Here is a 17842-nt window from a genome sequence, read left to right as displayed (position 1 = left end):
AGCGGCACATTGCAAAACGCTCAAATGCGAAGCTGCCATCGCATTCGGGCATGGCCCGGCGGGATAAAGTCCCTCCCTATGAAACTGGATCCGATCACCTTGCGCCTGTTCGTGGCCGTAATGGAAGAAAACGCCATTGCACGGGCTGCCGCGCGCGAGCACATTGCCCCTTCGGCCGCCAGCCGGCGCCTGGCGGAGCTCGAGGACCGGCTGCAGGTGGAACTGTTCACCCGCAGCAACCGCGGCAGCACGCCCACGGCGGCGGCCTATGCGCTGCTGCACATGGCGCGCGGCGTGCTCAACGAGCTCGACGGCATCGCCACGCAGATGAAGGACTATGCGCACGACGGCGGCCGGGGCCTGCGCGGCCATGTGCGCGTGATGGCCAACATTTCCAGCATCACCCAGTTCCTGCCCGCGCAGCTGCAGAGCTTTCTGAGCCAGCACCCGCATGTGGACGTGCGCCTGCAGGAGCGCGTGAGCAACGACATCGCGCGCGCCGTGGCCGACAACGAGGCCGATATCGGCCTGCTCAACAACGGCAGCTACGGCAACAAGATCAGCCTGCGGCCCTACCGCAGCGACCGCCTGGCCGTGGTCGTGCCGCGCGGCCATGCGCTGGCGCGCCACCGCAGCCTGGCGCTGGCCCAGGTGGTGGCGCACGACCTGATCGGCATGCATGCCGACAGCGCGCTCAACCACCTGATCACGCGCGCGGCCGCCGATCAGGGCCTGCAGCCGCGCCTGCGCATGAAGGTGACAGGCTATGACGCGCTGTGCCTGATGGTGGCCGCAGGCCTGGGCATAGGCATACTGCCCGAAGGCAGCGCGCGTATCTACATGGGTACGCTGCCGCTGCGCTGCATACGGCTGGCCGAGCCCTGGGCCGAGCGCCAGCTCATGCTGTGCGTGCGCTCGCAGGATGCGCTCTCGCCCGTGGCCCAGTTGCTGGTCGAACATCTATGCGAGCCCGGCCCCACAGAGATTGAATAGAACATGCTGGATTTTCATCCCCTTTCCTCCGAGGCCGCGCCCCCGGCCCATGCGCCGCGCACCTGGGATATTTTTTGCCAGGTCATCGACAACTTCGGCGATGTAGGCGTGTGCTGGCGCATCGCCGCCGAACTGGCCGCGCGCGGCCAGCAGGTGCGGCTGTGGATGGACGATGCCAGCGCCCTGCAATGGATGGCGCCGCAGCCGCATCCGGCGGGGCTAGCCGTGCGCCCATGGCCCGCACATGCCGCAAACGTGCCCGAGTCCGCCGGCGATGTCGTCATCGAAGCCTTTGGTTGCGAGATACCCGCGCCCTTTGTGCGGCGCATTGCCGACAGGGCCGCCACGGGAGCGCCGCCGGTATGGATCAATCTCGAATACCTGTCGGCCGAAGACTATGTGGAGCGCTGCCACCGCCTGCCTTCGCCGTTGATGTCCGGGCCCGCGGCCGGCATGACGCGCTGGTTCTTCTACCCCGGCTTCACCACTGCCACCGGTGCGCTGGCGCGCGAGCAGGACCTGGCCGCGCGCCAGCAGGCCTTCGCGGGCCGGAGGGCCGGCTGGCGTTCGCGTTTGGGCATGGCCCAAGGCGACTGCGCGATTTCGCTGTTCTGCTACGAACCCGCCGCCCTGTCCCGATTCATGGAGCAGCTGCAGGCAGCCGCCGCGCTGCGGCCGCACCTGCTGGTGACGCCAGGCCGCGCCACGGCGGCCGTCCAGGCCTTGCCGCCACCTGCGGCGGACCGGCCCGCCCTCCACTATCTGCAGCCCTGCCCCCAGCCGCTGTTCGACGAGATGCTCTGGGGCTGCGACTTGAATCTGGTGCGTGGCGAGGATTCGCTGGTGCGCGCGCTGTGGGCCGGCCAGCCCCTGGTCTGGCACATCTATCCGCAGCATGACGCTGCGCACCATGGCAAGCTCGAGGCCTTTCTCGACTGGCTGCAGGCGCCAGCCAGCCTGCGCGCCTTCCACCATGCCTGGAACGGCATGACCGCACCGCAAGCATTGCCTTTGCTCAACCTTGCGATGCTGCAGGAATGGCAGCAATGCGTGCAGGCCGCACGCACGCGGCTGGCAATGCAAACGGATTTGATTGCACAGCTTCAAGCCTTTGTTGCGGAAAAAAGCTAAAATCTACGTTTTGCCTCCCGGTGCGCGCCGCTTGCAGCCGCAAACTCGCTGTCCGGGTCGCTCCACCGCCGCGGACCACGCGGCAGGCCCCGCCGCCGCACTTTGACTTTTGCGATCAGCTTGCCTGCCGTGTAGAGCGGCTCCAACCTTTCATAAGCAAGCCATGAAAATCGCTCAAGAAATCCGCGCCGGCAACGTGATCATGCAGGGCAAGGACCCCATGATCGTCCTGAAGACCGAATACGCCCGTGGCGGCCGTGGCGCAGCTACCGTGCGCATGAAGCTCAAGTCCCTGCTGGGCAACATGGGCACCGAAGTGGTCTTCAAGGCCGACGACAAGATCGACAACGTGATCCTGGACAAGAAGGAGTGCACCTACTCCTACTTCGCCGACCCCATGTACGTCTGGATGGACTCCGAATACAACCAGTACGAAGTGGAAGCCGCCAACATGGGCGATGCCATCAGCTACCTGGAAGACGGCATGGAAGCCGAAGTCGTGTTCTACGACGGCAAGGCCATCTCCTGCGAACTGCCCACCACCGTGGTGCGTGAAATCACCTGGACCGAACCTGCCGTCAAGGGCGACACATCGGGCAAGGTGCTCAAGCCCGCCAAGATCGCCACCGGCTTCGAAGTGGCCGTACCTCTGTTCGTGGACCAGGGCGACAAGGTCGAAATCGACACCCGCACCGGCGAATACCGCAAGCGCGTCTAAGCTGCGCCTGCGCTCCCCTGCAAAGCCCCTGGCAGCCCGTCTGCCAGGGGCTTTTTCTTTGCCGGGCCAGCATTGCACAATATTTACCCGGATTTAATTGACTTCATATTTTTACACGGGTAATATTTAGCACCATGCCGCTGCATCTTGGGAGGCCGCTGTGGGCCCAGAGGTCAGCGGCATGATCTTTCACCGCCACTGCCGGATAGGACAAGCACATTGACAGGAGAGGCCTTTGCGCAACACATCGAGGTCCTCCCCCAGGACATGCGAAGCTACCTGCACCCGATCAGCCAGCTGGCCGAGACCCCTGCAGAACTGAAGGCTCTGCAGGCCTCCAATTTCTCGTCGCAATACCAGACACACAACACATGACGAAGTCCGACAACGCCCTGCCGCAGGCCGCCGCGCCTGCTCTGCCCGCTCCCGCAGGCCCGCCCATCGCCTCCGGCAGCCAGCCCTTGTGGCGCATCTTTCTGGTGTTCCTCGGGCCCATGGTCCTGGCCAACATCCTGCAGTCGCTGTCCGGCACCATCAACAGCGTCTTCATCGGCCAGATGCTGGGCGTACAGGCACTGGCTGCGGTCGCGGCCTTCTTCCCTGTGATGTTCCTGTTCATTGCCTTCGTGATCGGCCTGGGCGCAGGCGCCTCGGTATTGGTCGGCCAGGCCTACGGTGCACGCCTGCAGGACAAGCTGCGCGCCATCGCCGGCACGGCCATGTGCGTGGGCGTGCTGTTCGGCGCCCTCGTCGCCCTGTTCGGCGGCCTGTTCACCGAGCCGCTGATGCGCCTGCTGGGTACGCCGCCCGACATCATGGAGCAGGCCACGCTGTATTCGCGCATCGTGCTGCTGGGCATGCCCGGGCTGTTCCTGTTCCTGCTGGCCACCTCGCTGCTGCGCGGCGTGGGCGACACGGTCTCTCCCATGCTGGCATTGCTGATCTCCACGGCCACGGGCCTCATCTGCACACCGGCGCTGATCGCGGGCTGGGGCGGTCTGCCGCGCTTGGGCGTGGCCAGCGCGGGCGTGTCAATGATCATCGGCTTCACGCTGGCCCTGGCCTGGCTGTGCTGGCGACTGCGCCACATTGCCAGCCCGCTGGCACCCAACGCTGCGCTGTGGAAGGCGATGCGCATCGACAGGGCACTGCTCAAGAGCATTCTGCGCGTGGGCATTCCCACGGGAGTGCAGATGATTGCCTCGTCCCTGGCTGGCCTGGTCGTCGTCTCCCTGGTCAACGGCTTCGGCTCCAGCGCCACGGCGGCCTACGGCGCGGTCAACCAGATCAACTCGTTCGCCCAGTTTCCCGTGATCTCGGTGGCCATCACGGCATCCATACTCGGTGCGCAGGCCATCGGCGCGGGCCACAGCGAGCGACTGGGAATCATCACCGCCACGGCCATCCGCATGAACCTTGCTCTGGGGACGGCCCTGGCGCTGATCGGCAGCCTGTTCGCCCGGCCGCTGCTGGGCCTGTTCATCACCGACGAGCAGGTGCTGGCGCTGGCGATCGAGCTGCTGTACATCGTGCTGTGGAGCGGGCTGCTGCTGGGCTGCTTCATTGCGCTGTCCTCGGTCATGCGTGCCAGCGGCGACGTGGTCATTCCGACGGCCATCACCATCACGGTGCTGGCCGTGCTGGAGCTGCCGCTGGCCTGGTGGCTCAGCCGCAGCTTCGGCCTCATGGGCATCTGGATGGCTTTTCCGCTGTCCTACACCATCACTCTGGGCCTGCAGACCGCCTACTACCGGCTGGTCTGGAAGAAAAAGCCGATCCGAAGAATGGTCTGATGCAGGAAAAGCAAAAGGCTTCCCGAGGAAAGCCTTTTGCCTGCATGACCGCTCAGGCGTTCAGGTCGAGCACGACGCGGCCTTCGATCCTGCCCGCGTGCATGCGGGAGAAGATGTCGTTGATGTTCTCCAGCCGGTCGGTGGTCACCGTGGCCCTGACCTTGCCCATGGCCGCGAAGTCCAGCGACTCCTGCAAATCCAGCCGCGTGCCCACGATGGAGCCGCGCACGGTCACGCCGCTGAGCACCATGTTGAAAATGGGCAGCGGGAAGCTGCCGGGCGGCAGGCCGTTGAGCGACACCGTGCCGCCGCGCCGCACCATGCCCAGCGCCTGCTCGAAGGCCTGGGGCGACACGGCCGTCACCAGGGCGCCGTGGGCTCCGCCAATCTCCTTCTTGAGGTAGGCTGCCGGGTCCGTGGTCAGGGCGTTGACCGTGACCTGCGCCCCCAGGCGCCGGGCCAGCTCCAGCTTGGCATCGTCCACATCCACGGCCGCTACATTCAGGCCCATGGCCTTGGCATATTGCACGGCCATATGGCCCAGGCCACCGATGCCCGAGATCACCACCCAGTTGCCGGGCCTGGTGTCGGTGACCTTCAACCCCTTGTAGACGGTGACGCCCGCGCACAGCACCGGAGCGATCTCGATGAGGTCCACATTGCCGGGCAGCAGGCCCACGAAATTGGCATCGGCCAGCGCATACTGCGCAAAGCCGCCGTTGACGGAGTAGCCGGTGTTCTTCTGCTGCTCGCACAGCGTCTCCCAGCCGCCCAGGCAATGCTCGCAATGGCCGCAGGCCGTGTACAGCCACGGAATGCCGACGCGGTCGCCTTCCTTGACATGGGTGACACCCGCACCGACGGCAGCCACATAGCCCACGCCTTCATGGCCCGGGATGAAGGGCGGATTGGGCTTGACCGGCCAGTCGCCATGCGCGGCATGCAAGTCGGTATGGCAGACGCCGCAGGCTTCGATCTTCACCAGCACGTGGCCGGGATCAGGCCGGGGCACCGGGACTTCTTCAATGGTCAGGGGCTTGCCAAACTCCCGCACCACAGCGGCCTTCATGGTCCTGTTCATTCGCGCCATCCTTTCACTGCTACAAACGATATGGACAGCATCTCAGCGAACAGGCCGCTCCGCCCTGATGAAGATCAAGGCTCCCCGCAAAGCAAAAAAGGCAGGGGGGCCCTGCCTTTTTTGCTTGGCCGCCAGCGCGCCTCAGACCGGCTGGCCCACCAGATCGTGGCCCTGCGTGCCCACAATCTTCACATTGATCAGCTCGCCCACCTTGTAGGTCTTGCTGGCCTTCTCGGGCGGCAGCAGATGGACCACGCCGTCGATCTCCGGAGCATCGGCATAGGTACGGCCCACGCCTCCCTTCTTGCCCAGGCCGATGGACTTGTCCACCAGCACCTTCATGACCTGGCCCACGCGGCGCTGCAGCCGCTGGATGGATACCTCCTCGGCCACCTCCATGAAGCGCGCGCGGCGCGCCTCGCGCACTTCCTCGGGCAGCATGCCGGGCAGCTCGTTGGCCGTCGCGCCTTCCACGGGGCTGTAGGCAAAGCAGCCGGCACGGTCGATCCCGGCCTCGCGGATGAAATCCAGCAGATGCTCGAACTCCTCCTCCGTCTCGCCAGGGAAGCCGGCAATGAAGGTGGAGCGGATCACCAGCTCGGGGCAGACTTTGCGCCATTCGCGGATGCGCTCCAGGTTCTTCTCGCCGCTGGCCGGGCGCTTCATGCGCTTGAGGACATCAGGGTGGCTGTGCTGCAGCGGCACGTCCAGATAGGGCAGCACCAGGCCCTGCGCCATCAGCGGCAGGATGGCGTCCACCGTGGGATAGGGGTACACATAGTGCAGCCGCACCCAGGCGCCGTGCTGTGCGGCCAGCTTGCCCAGTTCCTCGGTCAGCTCCAGCATGCGGGTCTTGACCGGCTTGCCGTCCCAAAAGCCCGTGCGGTACTTCACGTCCACGCCGTAGGCCGAGGTGTCCTGGCTGATGACCAGCAGCTCCTTGACGCCGCCTTCGAACAGTGCCTTGGCTTCCTTGAGCACGTCGCCGATCGGGCGCGAGACCAGATCGCCGCGCATCGAGGGAATGATGCAGAAGGTGCAGCGGTGGTTGCAGCCTTCGGAAATCTTCAGGTAGGCATAGTGCTTGGGCGTGAGCTTGATGCCGGCTTCGCCGATGGCCCCCGGGATTCCACCGGGGATCAGGTCCACGAAGGGATCGTGCGGCTTGGGCAGGTGGGTGTGGACGGCATCCATCACCTCCTGCGTGGCATGCGGGCCGGTCACGGCCAGCACGCTGGGGTGCACTTCGGCCACCATGCTGCCGCCTTCCTTGCCCGACTTGGCGCCCAGGCAGCCCGTCACGATCACCTTGCCGTTGGCGGCCAGCGCCTCGCCGATGGTATCCAGGCTTTCCTTGACCGCGTCATCGATGAAGCCGCAGGTATTGACGATGACCAGGTCCGCTCCCTCGAAGGTCTTGGAGGTCTGGTAGCCCTCGGCGCTGAGCTGCGTGAGGATCAGCTCGCTGTCGGTCAACGCCTTCGGACATCCGAGGGATACGAAGCCGACCTTGGGCGCCGCCTGTGTGGGGGTGTTGTGTTCGCTAGTCATTGATGTGCTTTAAATCCTTGCGCCCCGGCCGGACAGGACAGCAGCGCGTACGGCCCATCCATGCCCGGCGAGCCAAAACCAACCCTCGATTTTAACGGTGGGCCTGCAACCGTGCTCCAGCACGGCCATGCGCCCGGCCCTGTCTCTGCAGGATTTGCCATGAAAAATGCCGCTCACCGGCATCGGTGAGCGGCACTTCCCCTAGGGGCGGTTCCGGAGCGCTCTTCCCATGGAATGAGGCGCCCGGTGCCTGGGCAGTTACTTCTTCAGCAGATGCTTGAGCGCATTCTGCAGGCGGCGGGCCGAGGCTTCGTCGCGGGCGCTGGCCAGTACCTGCGCTGCATCCTGGCCCCAGGTTTCCTGGGGCGAAGGATCGTTGCGGCGCGTGAGCATCTGCAGTTGCAGCGCGCGGCGGGCGGCCAGCTGGTCGGCCGGCGTGGGCACGTCGGCGGCCATTTCCAGGCGCAGCAGCGCCTGCGAAGCATCACCCTTGGGAGCGGATGCAATGGCCTGGGACCAGGCAGAACGCACAGGTGCCGTCACGCGGCCGCCCAGTTGCTGGGCCGAAGGCAGTTGCGACGCATCGCGCGCTTCCCAGGCGCTCATCAGCTGGCTCAGCGCCTCGCCGTGGGCCTGGGCCGCCAGCTTGCGCAAGGCTTCCTGGGCATGCTCCATGGCCTCGCGCTGGGCGCGGAAGGCCGGATCGGCCAGGCGCGGACCGCGCTCCTCGCGGGCGAAGTCACGCCCGCCGCGGCCGGCATCGCGGCCACGCTCGCCACCGCGGGCATCGCGACCACGGCCGGCATCCCTGCGGTCGCCGGGACGGCCTGCACCGGGACGGCCGGAGACAGCGGCTGCCGCATCCTTTTTCATGCCGGGGCGATCGTCGCCACGCACGGCCACGACGGGACGGGCAGGCTGGGCCGGTGCTTGCGCTTCCGAAGCGTCGGACGCTTGCTCCGTCTGGCTTTGCGCCTGATTCTGCTGCGCGTCTGCGACGGCCTGGCTCTTGAGCACGGATTCGAGCTCGGCCATGGCTGCGCGGATCTGCTGCGCATCGCCGCTGGCATTGGCCGCCTCGACGGCCTTCGAAGCTTCCAGCACGCGGCGATCGCGTTCGGACAGCTCGGCTGCGGCACGCGGGCCGCGCTCGCTGCCCTTGCGGTTGAAGGCTTCGTCCAGCGGCTTGCGGAAGGCATCCCACAACTTTTGCTCGTGCTTGCGGTCCAGCGGCACGGCCTGGGCCTCGGCCTGCCAGCGCTGCTGCAGGGCCTTGACGGCATCGATGCGCAGGCTGGGCGCAGCGCCCAGGGCCGTGGCTTCTTCGATCATGGCATGGCGGCGCTGCAGGCTGGCCTTTTGCGCGGCATGCAGCGGCGCTTCGGCTGCAGCCATGGCCTGCTTGAACAGCGGCTGCAATTCGGCAAACAGCTTTTCGCCGATGTGGCCGCTCTCGCGCCAGCGCTCGGCAAACTGCCGCAGCGCGCGGGCCATGCCCTTCCAGTCTTCGCTGGCGGCATGCTCGGCCGCCCAGGCCTTGATTTCCTCGATCAGGGCCAGGCGCAGGGCCTTGGCCTGGCTGCTGTCCTGGCGCACCTTCTCATGCCAAGCCTCGACAACCTTGTAGGCCGCGTTGCAGGCCTCGTCGAACTTCTTCCACAGCGCATGGTTGGCCACCGCACCCTGGTCGGCCTGCTTCCACTGCTCGCGCAGGCTGCGCAGGGTTTCCTGGATCTTGCGGCCGCCCAGGGCCTGGCCTTCAGGGCGGTTGATCAGGCCTTCGGCCTTGGCCACCAGCTCCTCGCGCAGCTTGTCGGCATTCTGGCGCTGCCAGCCTTCGGCTTCGCCGGCAGCCACCAGGGCTTCGTGCACTTCGCTCACCAGCGCGTCGTCCACAAAGCGGCCATGGGACTTGATGGCGGCGCGCATGGCCTGCACGGCGGCAGAGCCGGCCTTGCCGGCAGCGGTTTCTTCCTTGAGAGCCTGCAGCGCCTGTCCGATGGCGGCCTTGGCGGCTTCCACCTGCTCGGGCGAAGGCTTGCCTCGGCCGCCGGCTGCGGCACGGCCCGCAGCTGCGGGCTTGGCGGCTTCCGCAGGCGCAGCCTCGGGCGGCAGGCCGCGCGCCACGCGGATCTCATCGGCCCATACAGGCACCGTGGGCAGCGGCGCGTTCTCGTCGGCGGCCGCCGCTTCGGTCTGGGCCAGTGCGGACTGGAAGGCTTCCCAGACCAGGGTCAGCTGTGCCGAGGCGGCTTCCAGCTGGGGCGGGAAACGGGCATCCACGCTGCTCCAGCTGGCATCGCCGGTCAGCTCACCGGCCTGCTCCTGCCAGCGGCCCACGTCGGCGCGCAGCGCTTCCAGCGCGGCCTGGGCATCGCGCCAGGACTTGGTGGACAGTACCTCGATACGCTGCGCCAGCAGCAAGGCCACTTCGCGCTGCACCTGGGTGCGGTGCTGCAGGTCTTCCACCGCCTTCACGCGCTCGGCCAGCTGGGCCTTGAACTGTGACAGCGGCTCGCGCGACAGCGCCGCGCCGGCCTTGGCCGCATCACGCTGCCAGGCAGCTGCAGCGGCGGCGTCGAAAGGCGTGGCCGACAGCAGGGCCTGGGCCTTCTCGGCCCATTCCACGGAGATTTTTTCCTGGTTTTCGGTACGGCGGATCTCGTCCAGGCGCTCGCGCACCGCACGAGCCGCGCTCTTGTCGCGCGCGCTCAGTTCCTTGAGAACGTCCTGGAGCTGCTCCACCGAAGGCTGGGTCGCGAGCCATTCGCGGATGCGCGCGGCGCGGTCGCCCGAGGTTTCGGCGGAGAAAGCGCCACCCGTCAATGCATCCAGCGGATGTTGCTCAGAATTCTTGCTGGGAGCTGGGTTCACTTCGGGTGCATCGGACATGGTGCTGCGAGGAGGAATAGATGACATGTACTGATAAAGGAATGCTTGCTGTCCGCTCCGAGGGGAGCGTGGCAACCATTGCCAGCCTATATGGGGGCATACGGAGCAAGCGCAAGCCCGGACGCGGCCGCGTCCGGGTAAAGGCGTATTTTCGCCGTTATTTGCGGCTCGGCCAAAAAACGCCGGAATAAGCGTGCCGTTCCTAGCGGCATGGCCGGCAGGAAAGTACAGCGTACCAAAGTCGGGCCGGCCGCTGCCGCTGCCTGACCTTTGGGCAGGGAGAAAGGCGCGGGCCTTTCCCGATCACTGGGTGGACAGGCTGAGCTGGGCGCGCGGCGTCCAGTCCTTGTCCTGGCCGTCCGTCCTTGGCGCGCCGAGGAACAGGCGCTCCAGCGGCAGCTGCTGGCTGGCCAGATAGTCGCGCACTGCCACGCCGCGCGCCAGCGCGAGTTCGCGCATGGCATCGTCGGGCACGGCGATGCTGTCCATCAGCAGGGCCTTCATCTGCTCGGGCGGCAGGTCCTTGGCCAGGCCGATCATGTTGCGCGGCTTCTTGATGTCGGAACGGCTGTAGACGGCCTTGAGCAGCGCGGGGCGTTCGGCGTCGGTGATCTCGGCCACATCCTCGCCGCTCTTGCCATCGCGGATGGCCTGGCGGCGCTTTTGCGCCAGCAGCAGGCGGTCCAGCTCCACGGACTTCCAGGCCTGGCGGTCCTCGGCATCGCGGGCCTCGCCCACCACGGTCATCTTGAGCGCCGGACGGTCGTTGAGCGCCTTGACGATCTTGGCCAGGCCTTCCCTGGCCTTGGCGTCCAGCTTGGCACTGCCCGGGGCGAAGTTCACGGCACCCGACTCGTCACCGCCCGAGAATGCCCCCGACAGCAGCGCGAACGGCGCCGTCACGGCCTTCATGATCAGGTTGCCGATCACCTTGAAGATGATGGGCGCCAGGCGGAACTGCGGATCGTTGAGCGAGCCGCTGATGGGCACGTCCAGGTCGATCACGCCATTGCGGTCGGCCAGCAGGGCCACGGCCAGGCGCACCGGCAGCGAGGCCGGGGCCCCGGGCACGGCTTCGCCGAAGGTCAGCTGGTTGAGCACCAGCTTGTTGGAGGCCGTGAGCTGGCCGTCGGGCTGGATCTTGTAGTTCACGTCCATGTGCAGCTTGCCACGCTCGATGCCATGGCCTGCGTACTTGATCGAATACGGCGACAGCGGCGACAGCTCCAGATCGCGCATCTGCGCCCGCACGTCCATGGCCAGCGGCCTGGCCAGCGGATTGATCTTGCCGGTGATGTCCAGCGAGGCCGTGCCCTGGGCGCGGCCCTTGATTTCCAGGTCGGCCATCTGGGGCCCGTCCTGGCCTTCGGGGGCCTGCGAGGAGAACGCGCTCAGGCGGCCCGACAGCTCGCTGAGGTCGGCCGAGTAATTGGGCTGGATGAAATAATCGGAGAACTGCACCTTGCCGCCCGTCAGCACGATGGGGCCCACCTTGATGACGGGCGCCGGGCCGGAGTCTTCGGGCTTGGCGGGCGCCGCGGCGGCAACGGGCGCTTCCGGCTTTTCGCCGGCCGCGGCCTTGGCATCGGCCTGCGCGTTCTGCTGCACCGACTGCTCGGAGCGCTCGGTCTTGACGATGTCCTGCAGGTTGATGCGGCCGTTGCGCTGCACGATGACGCGCGCGAAGAAATCGCCCAGTGCCGTCTCGCGCACGGTCACGCGCAGCGGCTGCGCGGGCTTGAGCTGCAGCTCCAGGCCGCGCACGGCCAGCGTTTTCCAGGCAAGCAGGTCGTCGCCCAGACCCAGGCCGGTCTCGCGCGCCAGCGCCTTGGCGCGGTCGGCCGTGGAATCGTTGAGCACCGCTGTCAGTGCGCCCTTGGCCGTGCGCGGCTTGTCGCCGGTTTCAGGCTGCACGGGCGCCGCCAGCCGCGAGCGCATGCGCAGGTCGTTGAGCTCCACATCGCCTTGTACGTTGACTTCGGGCCCCCTGGCCAGAGCCGCATACTGCACCTTGCCCCGGAAGTTGCCGTCGGCACGTACCAGGTCCACGTTGAGCTGGCTGCCGAAATACGGCTCGAACGCATGCAGCGGCACGCCGCGCGCCTGCAGCTGGCCCTGGGCCGAAACCGGCGCCAGGCCGAACTGGCCCCGGAAGCTGAGGCTGCCGGCCTGCACGCGCCGGCCCGATCCCACCTTGGCCGACAGCTCCAGCGGCGTGGGCGCGGCCTTGGCGGCCAGGGGCTCCAGCGCGCCCAGACGTACACGCAGGGCGCTCAGCTCCAGTTGCACATTGTTTCTGGCACCAGTCTCCGCAGAGGGCGCTTCATCCCTGTACTGAATCACGCCGCCATCGACGGCCACCGCAGCCAGCTTGACCGCCCAGGGCCTGACCGGCCCACTGCCCTTGGCTGGCGCCGCCTTCGCACGGGATGCATGGGGAGCCGCAGATGCAGCAGGCAGCCAGCGCTCATACATCCAGCGGCCCTGCGCATCGCGTGTCGCGGCCAATTGCGGCTTTTGCAGGGCGATGGATTCGATCTGAACCTGCTGCGACGCCAGATCCACCTGCGCACCCTGCACTTTCAACTGCTCGATGCTGACGGGCGCCTGCTTGTCCTGCAGCTGTACCTTGTCGGCCGTCAGTTCGGCGATCCGGGCTACGATCCCGTCCTTGCCCCAGGCCAGTTCGGCCCGGGTGTCGAGCATGGCCGTCAACCGGGGCTTGAAGTGCGCAGCGACATAGGGCTCCACCCACTGCAGCGGCAGTTGCCCCAGCTCCAGGTTGAGTCGGCCCTCTTGCACGGTCGCCGTTCCCTGCACGGCCAGGGAGGCTGCGCCAGTTCCTTCCTGCGCCTGGGCGCCCTGGTTCAGCCGGGCCTTGAGCGCCAGATGCATGGGCTGGCTCATGGGCCACAGCAAGTCGCGCGCCTCGATATGCAGGGGAGCCAGCGTCAGGGCTGCGGGCGCCGTGCCGGTGGCGGCATCGCTCCAGTGCACGGTTGCACCATCCAGGTCGAACTGGTGCAGCGACAGCTTCAGGCCCTTGTCGGCTGCGGGTTGGGCCTCGGCGGTCTTTTCGGCTGGCGACGCCGGCTCCTTGGCCTTGGTCTGGACAGCTCCATCATGGGAAGTACCCTGCAGGCTCAGCCAGTTGATCATGCCCTCGGCATTGCGGCTGGCGAAGATTTCCGGCTTGTCCCAGCGTACCGATTCCAGTTCGACCTGCTGCTGCAGCGGCTGCACGTTCTTGAGCTGGGCTTGCAGCTGATCGAAGCGCAGCAGCGGCGCATTCTGCCGGTCATCGATGGCCACCTTGCTCAGCGCCAGCTTGCCGCTGACATGGACCATGGGTTCGGCCAGTTGCTCGAAGCGAATATGCAGGTCAGTATCCAGCACCCCCGAGCGCGCTTGCACGGGCACGGAGGCAGGCACATAGCCCAGGTACGGCGTCAGATCGATGCCCTCCCATTTGAGCTGTACGGAAGTCTGGCGCCTGTCGGTGAACGGCGTGCTCTCGGCCTGCGACTGGAACCGGCTGCCGTTGAGGTCGAAGGCCAGGTGGGGCAGCACCTTGATTTCGCGCTTGGACGCCAGGTTGCTGATGAAGGGAATGCTCAGCTGCAAATCCTTGAGCTCATGCTTGCGCTGCACCACCTCGTCGTTCAGCTCCACCCGGCCGTCGCGCAGGGCGATGTTGTAGAGCGCGAACTGCACGGGCTTGGACGGCTCGGGGCTGGGCTCGGCCAGCTTGGCCAGCACGTCGTCGATGTCCAGCCGGCCCAGCGCATGCTGGGTCAGGCGCACCACGGGCGCGTCCACCTCCACGGCGTCAAGCACGGGCGCCAGCCTGAACAGCGACTGCAGGCTGGCGTTGACATAGATCCGCTTGATCTGCAGCTGCGGCTCGGCTGCGGCATTTTCTACCAAATTTTGGCTTCCAGCGCTTTCCCCACCTGCGTCGGAAGCTATGCTTTTTGAGGCTTTGTCTATGCTCAGGTCATGGAGGGTGATGGCCAGCGCCCAGGGCTCGAACTGCACCTTGCCCACATGCACAGGGCGCCCCAGCTTGGCCGATGCCTGCTTCTCCAACTGGCTCTTGGCAATCACGGGCACCAGCGCCCAGGCCAGAAACCCCAGCAGCAGGATGGCAGAAACAGCCCAGATCAGGCGACGCAACCAGGGGCGAGATGCAAGCAATGGCATGAGAGATAGGAAATGACAAAGAACTCGGGGCAGGCAGGCCCGGCCCTCGGGGCAGCGGCGGGCCGGTACGCAAGCAGGTCCGGCCATGGCGCAAATGTACTCTTTGCAGGCACCTTCAGGCAGGACCGGCGCAGTGCCGCGCCGCTGACGCGGCATGCGGCGCAAAACGCTCTATATATAAGAGCGTGCAGCGGCTTTCCCTGGGAGTGTGCCTGCCATTGACAACCTGCACGGCCAAGGCACCCGGTGCAAATGCAAAAAATCTACAGATGCCCGAGAAAGCAAAGCAGATGCCCCCAAACGACAAAGCCCGGAAGCGGAGAAACCGGCTTCCGGGCTTTACGGCAAGTACCAGACTGTGCCGTTTTTCGCAGTCAAGGAGGGTGTGGTCCTTGCTGCTGGAAGCAAGAGATTGCTCCCTGGGGTGCCGCAGCGAAGTTGTAGAGCAAATGGCCGGGTAGAGTTCCCTGGCTGGGTTTGCCTTTCCCTTTCCTTTGGCAGTCACCTGCGATGTGCAGGTGGATTCACTATATCCCTGCCAATCCCGCCCAGCCAGGTTTTTTTCATTTTTTTGCGTTTTGATGACAAACCCGGCAATGTGAGCATCCACACCGCTTGAACAGAGCGATTTGCGGCCTTAAAAATTCAAATAACTGTATTTATATACAGTTTTATTATAAATTTAAAGTATAAAAACCAAGGTTGTTAGTGTTGACCTAATATTTAGGCCCCACCTAGAATCCGCCAGCGCTCGAATAGAGCGTTTTTTGTTTCCGCTGCCTCACGACTGAGCAGATCTGCAAACGCCCTCTGCGGGCTTTTTTTGCGGATCCGCAGCGTACCTCATCAAGGGTGAGTCTTCGGCCTTGCATCGCGCACCCGCTGCGCCTGCCCTGGGCTGACACCGCCGCTAGAAAGGACAAGCTATGCCAGCGTCAGGAAAATTTGTCGCCTCCGCGCGCACGTTGGGCCATCAGGTGGCCAACGGTTTTCTTGCTCTCACTCACAACGGCTTCGCCCTGCTGGGCCTGGCCGTGGCCATTGCGGCCCTTACTCTGATCTCCCGCCCCGACCTGCGCCAGGCCGGCGAGGCCCAGCTGCGCCAGTGGCTGGACCAGCGCCACCCCCAGGCCCTGGCCGCTGCGCCGGCGCCGGCCGCCAATTCGCTGGCCCAGCCGGTCGTTGCCAGCGACCGCGCCACCGCAGCCAATCCCAAGGCCCTGCCCAAGGAACAGGCCGCCGTGGCCTACTGGCTCAGCAAGAAATACCGCGTCGCGCCCGAGCCCATCGCCGCCCTGGTCAGCGCCGCCTACGAGCAAGGCAAGGCCAACAAGCTCGACCCCACGCTGATCCTGGCCATCATGGCCATCGAATCGAGCTTCAACCCGTTTGCCCAGAGCACCGTCGGCGCCCAGGGCCTGATGCAGGTCATGACCTCGGTGCACACCGACAAGTACGAAAGCTTCGGTGGCCAGCATGCGGCTTTCGACCCGGTGACCAACCTCAAGGTCGGCGTCAAGGTGCTCAAGGAATGCATTGCGCGTGCCGGCTCCATCGAAGGCGGTCTGCGCTACTACGTGGGCGCAGCCAACCTCGAAAGCGATGGCGGCTATGCCGCCAAGGTGCTGGCCGAGCACCAGCGCCTGCGCCTGGCTGCCGGCCTGCGCGCCGAATCGGTGATGACCGCCAAGGTCGCAACACCGGTCCAGAAAGCCAAGCCTGCTGCCGTGGCCACCAAGGACGACTCCGTTCCCCCGCCGGCTGCCGACCTGAACGCCAAGCCCGTGGCCGGTGCCATCGCCCCGGCTGCCACGCTGGCACTGGCGCAGGCCGGGCAGAAAGCCAAGATCGGCTCCACCATCACCCACGCGGAACAGGTGGCGCTGGCCGAACCCAAGATCTGACATTCCTGCCGCAGGCAGTCCCAGGCGAAACGAGCTGGCCCAAGCCAGCTTTTTTTATTTTGGCGGCGGGTCCGCGCCCGGGCGAACAGCCCGCAGGCAGCCGGCCCGTGCCAGCTCAGCTACACTAGCGGATGTACGCAACTGGCGATAGGCGCAGCTTCCTCTGGGGCTGCCGCTGACGTGGAAACCGACGGATGGGCTTTCATCTGTAACCACCGGGGAGCGTACCGCCCAGGGCCTGCGCGATTGGGACCTGCAAGCGTTTCAGCCGTTCGCCTGGGCAGCCCTTGGCCTCAAGGGAATTTCAAGTTCACAGGACTGCCATGTTTCAACGCACCAATACCGTCGCCAAAGTCGACCCCGAGCTGTTTGCCGCCATCCAGGCCGAAGACCTGCGCCAGCAGGAGCACATCGAGCTGATCGCCAGCGAGAACTACTGCTCTCCCGCCGTCATGGAGGCCCAGGGCTCCCAGCTGACCAACAAGTACGCCGAAGGCTATCCCGGCAAGCGCTACTACGGCGGCTGCGAGAACGTCGATGTGGTCGAGCAGCTGGCCATCGACCGCGTCAAGCAGATCTTCGGCGCCGAGGCCGCCAACGTGCAGCCCAACTCGGGCTCGCAGGCCAACCAGGCCGTGCTGATGGCCTTTGCCAAGCCCGGCGACACCATCCTGGGCATGAGCCTGGCCGAAGGCGGCCACCTGACCCACGGCATGGCGCTGAACATGTCGGGCAAGTGGTTCAATGCCGTCTCCTACGGCCTGAACGCCGAGGAAGCCATCGATTACGACAAGCTCGAAGCCCTGGCCCGCGAGCACAAGCCCCGCATCATCGTGGCCGGCGCCTCGGCCTATGCGCTGCGCATCGATTTCGAGCGCTTCGCCAAGATCGCCAAGGAAGTCGGCGCCATCTTCTGGGTGGACATGGCCCACTATGCCGGCCTGATCGCCGCCGGCGTGTACCCCAACCCCGTGCCCCACGCCGACGTGGTCACGACCACCACGCACAAGAGCCTGCGCGGCCCGCGCGGCGGCGTGATCCTGATGAAGGCCGAGCACGAGAAGGCCATCAACAGCGCCATCTTCCCCGGCCTGCAGGGCGGCCCGCTGATGCATGTGATCGCCGGCAAGGCCGTGGCCTTCAAGGAAGCGCTGACGCCCGAGTTCAAGGCCTACCAGGAGCAGGTCGTCAAGAACGCCAAGGTATTCGCCGACACGCTGACCGAGCGCGGCCTGCGCATCGTTTCCGGCCGTACCGAAAGCCACGTGATGCTGGTGGACCTGCGTGCCAAGGGCATTACCGGCAAGGCGGCCGAAGCCGCTCTGGGCCAGGCCCACATCACGGTCAACAAGAACGCCATCCCCAACGACCCCGAAAAGCCCTTCGTGACCAGCGGCATCCGCATCGGCACGCCCGCCATGACCACGCGCGGCTTCGGCGAGGAAGAGACCCGCATCACGGCCAATCTGGTGGCCGACGTGCTGGACAACCCCAACGACGAGGCAGTGATTGCGGCCGTGCGCGCCAAGGTGGCCGAGCTGACCGCAAGGTTCCCCGTCTACGGCCAGTAATCGAG

The 17842-nt window shown here is 66.0% G+C and carries 10 protein-coding genes and 1 riboswitch; of the genes, 6 read left to right on the top strand and 4 right to left on the bottom strand.

What is annotated here, in order from left to right; translation table 11 throughout:
• Nucleotides 1–78: 78 nt before the first annotated feature.
• From V8Z74_RS04580 to V8Z74_RS04565, 4 genes are all read left to right on the top strand, one after another.
• Complete coding sequence (locus tag V8Z74_RS04580) at nt 79–993, top strand: LysR family transcriptional regulator (protein ID WP_066471324.1); 915 nt, start codon at nt 79–81, stop codon at nt 991–993.
• 3 nt (nt 994–996) lie between these two features.
• Nucleotides 997–2124 carry an elongation factor P maturation arginine rhamnosyltransferase EarP gene (gene earP, locus V8Z74_RS04575; RefSeq protein WP_349708211.1) on the top strand — a complete coding sequence of 376 codons (1128 nt, stop codon included), beginning with the start codon at nt 997–999 and terminating at the stop codon, nt 2122–2124.
• Nucleotides 2125–2287: 163 nt separating this feature from the next.
• Nucleotides 2288–2842 carry an elongation factor P gene (efp, locus tag V8Z74_RS04570; protein ID WP_066471336.1) on the top strand — a complete coding sequence of 185 codons (555 nt, stop codon included), beginning with the start codon at nt 2288–2290 and terminating at the stop codon, nt 2840–2842.
• 371 nt (nt 2843–3213) lie between these two features.
• The gene (locus V8Z74_RS04565) at nt 3214–4635 is read left to right on the top strand and encodes an MATE family efflux transporter (RefSeq protein ID WP_349708209.1); all 1422 of its coding nucleotides are present in this window, start codon (nt 3214–3216) and stop codon (nt 4633–4635) included.
• Between the two features lie 52 nt (nt 4636–4687).
• Here V8Z74_RS04565 and adhP read toward each other — a convergent pair whose 3' ends face one another.
• The 4 genes from adhP to V8Z74_RS04545 form a co-directional block, all read right to left on the bottom strand.
• Nucleotides 4688–5716 carry an alcohol dehydrogenase AdhP gene (gene adhP, locus V8Z74_RS04560; protein ID WP_349708207.1) on the bottom strand — a complete coding sequence of 343 codons (1029 nt, stop codon included), beginning with the start codon at nt 5714–5716 and terminating at the stop codon, nt 4688–4690.
• A gap of 141 nt (nt 5717–5857) precedes the next feature.
• Complete coding sequence (rimO, locus tag V8Z74_RS04555; RefSeq protein ID WP_066471344.1) at nt 5858–7267, bottom strand: 30S ribosomal protein S12 methylthiotransferase RimO; 1410 nt, start codon at nt 7265–7267, stop codon at nt 5858–5860.
• A 258-nt stretch (nt 7268–7525) separates the two neighbouring features.
• The gene (locus V8Z74_RS04550; RefSeq protein WP_349708206.1) at nt 7526–10159 is read right to left on the bottom strand and encodes a DUF349 domain-containing protein; all 2634 of its coding nucleotides are present in this window, start codon (nt 10157–10159) and stop codon (nt 7526–7528) included.
• Between the two features lie 303 nt (nt 10160–10462).
• Entirely contained in the window at nt 10463–14362 is a 3900-nt protein-coding gene (locus V8Z74_RS04545) for a DUF748 domain-containing protein (RefSeq protein ID WP_349708205.1), read from the bottom strand.
• A 926-nt stretch (nt 14363–15288) separates the two neighbouring features.
• On the opposite strand from V8Z74_RS04545, the gene V8Z74_RS04540 reads away from it, so the two are divergent.
• The gene (locus V8Z74_RS04540; protein ID WP_349708204.1) at nt 15289–16266 is read left to right on the top strand and encodes a lytic transglycosylase domain-containing protein; all 978 of its coding nucleotides are present in this window, start codon (nt 15289–15291) and stop codon (nt 16264–16266) included.
• A gap of 127 nt (nt 16267–16393) precedes the next feature.
• Nucleotides 16394–16555: riboswitch (ZMP/ZTP riboswitch) on the top strand.
• 34 nt (nt 16556–16589) lie between these two features.
• Nucleotides 16590–17837: a serine hydroxymethyltransferase gene (gene glyA / locus V8Z74_RS04535; protein WP_349708202.1), complete on the top strand. Its 1248-nt coding sequence runs from the start codon at nt 16590–16592 to the stop codon at nt 17835–17837.
• Nucleotides 17838–17842: the final 5 nt, after the last annotated feature.

Source organism: Comamonas sp. w2-DMI, from assembly GCF_040187735.1.
Taxonomy (GTDB): domain Bacteria; phylum Pseudomonadota; class Gammaproteobacteria; order Burkholderiales; family Burkholderiaceae_C; genus Comamonas; species Comamonas terrae.
Note: the sequence above shows the minus strand (reverse complement) of the source record. Positions and strands in the feature narration are given on the sequence as shown.

What these genes read in the sequence shown, in the direction of transcription:
- V8Z74_RS04580 (WP_066471324.1), top strand. Translation starts at nt 79, where the DNA reads ATGAAACTGGATCCGATCACCTTGCGCCTGTTCGTGGCCGTAATGGAA.
- earP (WP_349708211.1), top strand. Translation starts at nt 997, where the DNA reads ATGCTGGATTTTCATCCCCTTTCCTCCGAGGCCGCGCCCCCGGCCCAT.
- efp (WP_066471336.1), top strand. Translation starts at nt 2,288, where the DNA reads ATGAAAATCGCTCAAGAAATCCGCGCCGGCAACGTGATCATGCAGGGC.
- V8Z74_RS04565 (WP_349708209.1), top strand. Translation starts at nt 3,214, where the DNA reads ATGACGAAGTCCGACAACGCCCTGCCGCAGGCCGCCGCGCCTGCTCTG.
- adhP (WP_349708207.1), bottom strand. Translation starts at nt 5,716, where the DNA reads ATGAACAGGACCATGAAGGCCGCTGTGGTGCGGGAGTTTGGCAAGCCC.
- rimO (WP_066471344.1), bottom strand. Translation starts at nt 7,267, where the DNA reads ATGACTAGCGAACACAACACCCCCACACAGGCGGCGCCCAAGGTCGGC.
- V8Z74_RS04550 (WP_349708206.1), bottom strand. Translation starts at nt 10,159, where the DNA reads ATGTCCGATGCACCCGAAGTGAACCCAGCTCCCAGCAAGAATTCTGAG.
- V8Z74_RS04545 (WP_349708205.1), bottom strand. Translation starts at nt 14,362, where the DNA reads ATGCCATTGCTTGCATCTCGCCCCTGGTTGCGTCGCCTGATCTGGGCT.
- V8Z74_RS04540 (WP_349708204.1), top strand. Translation starts at nt 15,289, where the DNA reads ATGCCAGCGTCAGGAAAATTTGTCGCCTCCGCGCGCACGTTGGGCCAT.
- glyA (WP_349708202.1), top strand. Translation starts at nt 16,590, where the DNA reads ATGTTTCAACGCACCAATACCGTCGCCAAAGTCGACCCCGAGCTGTTT.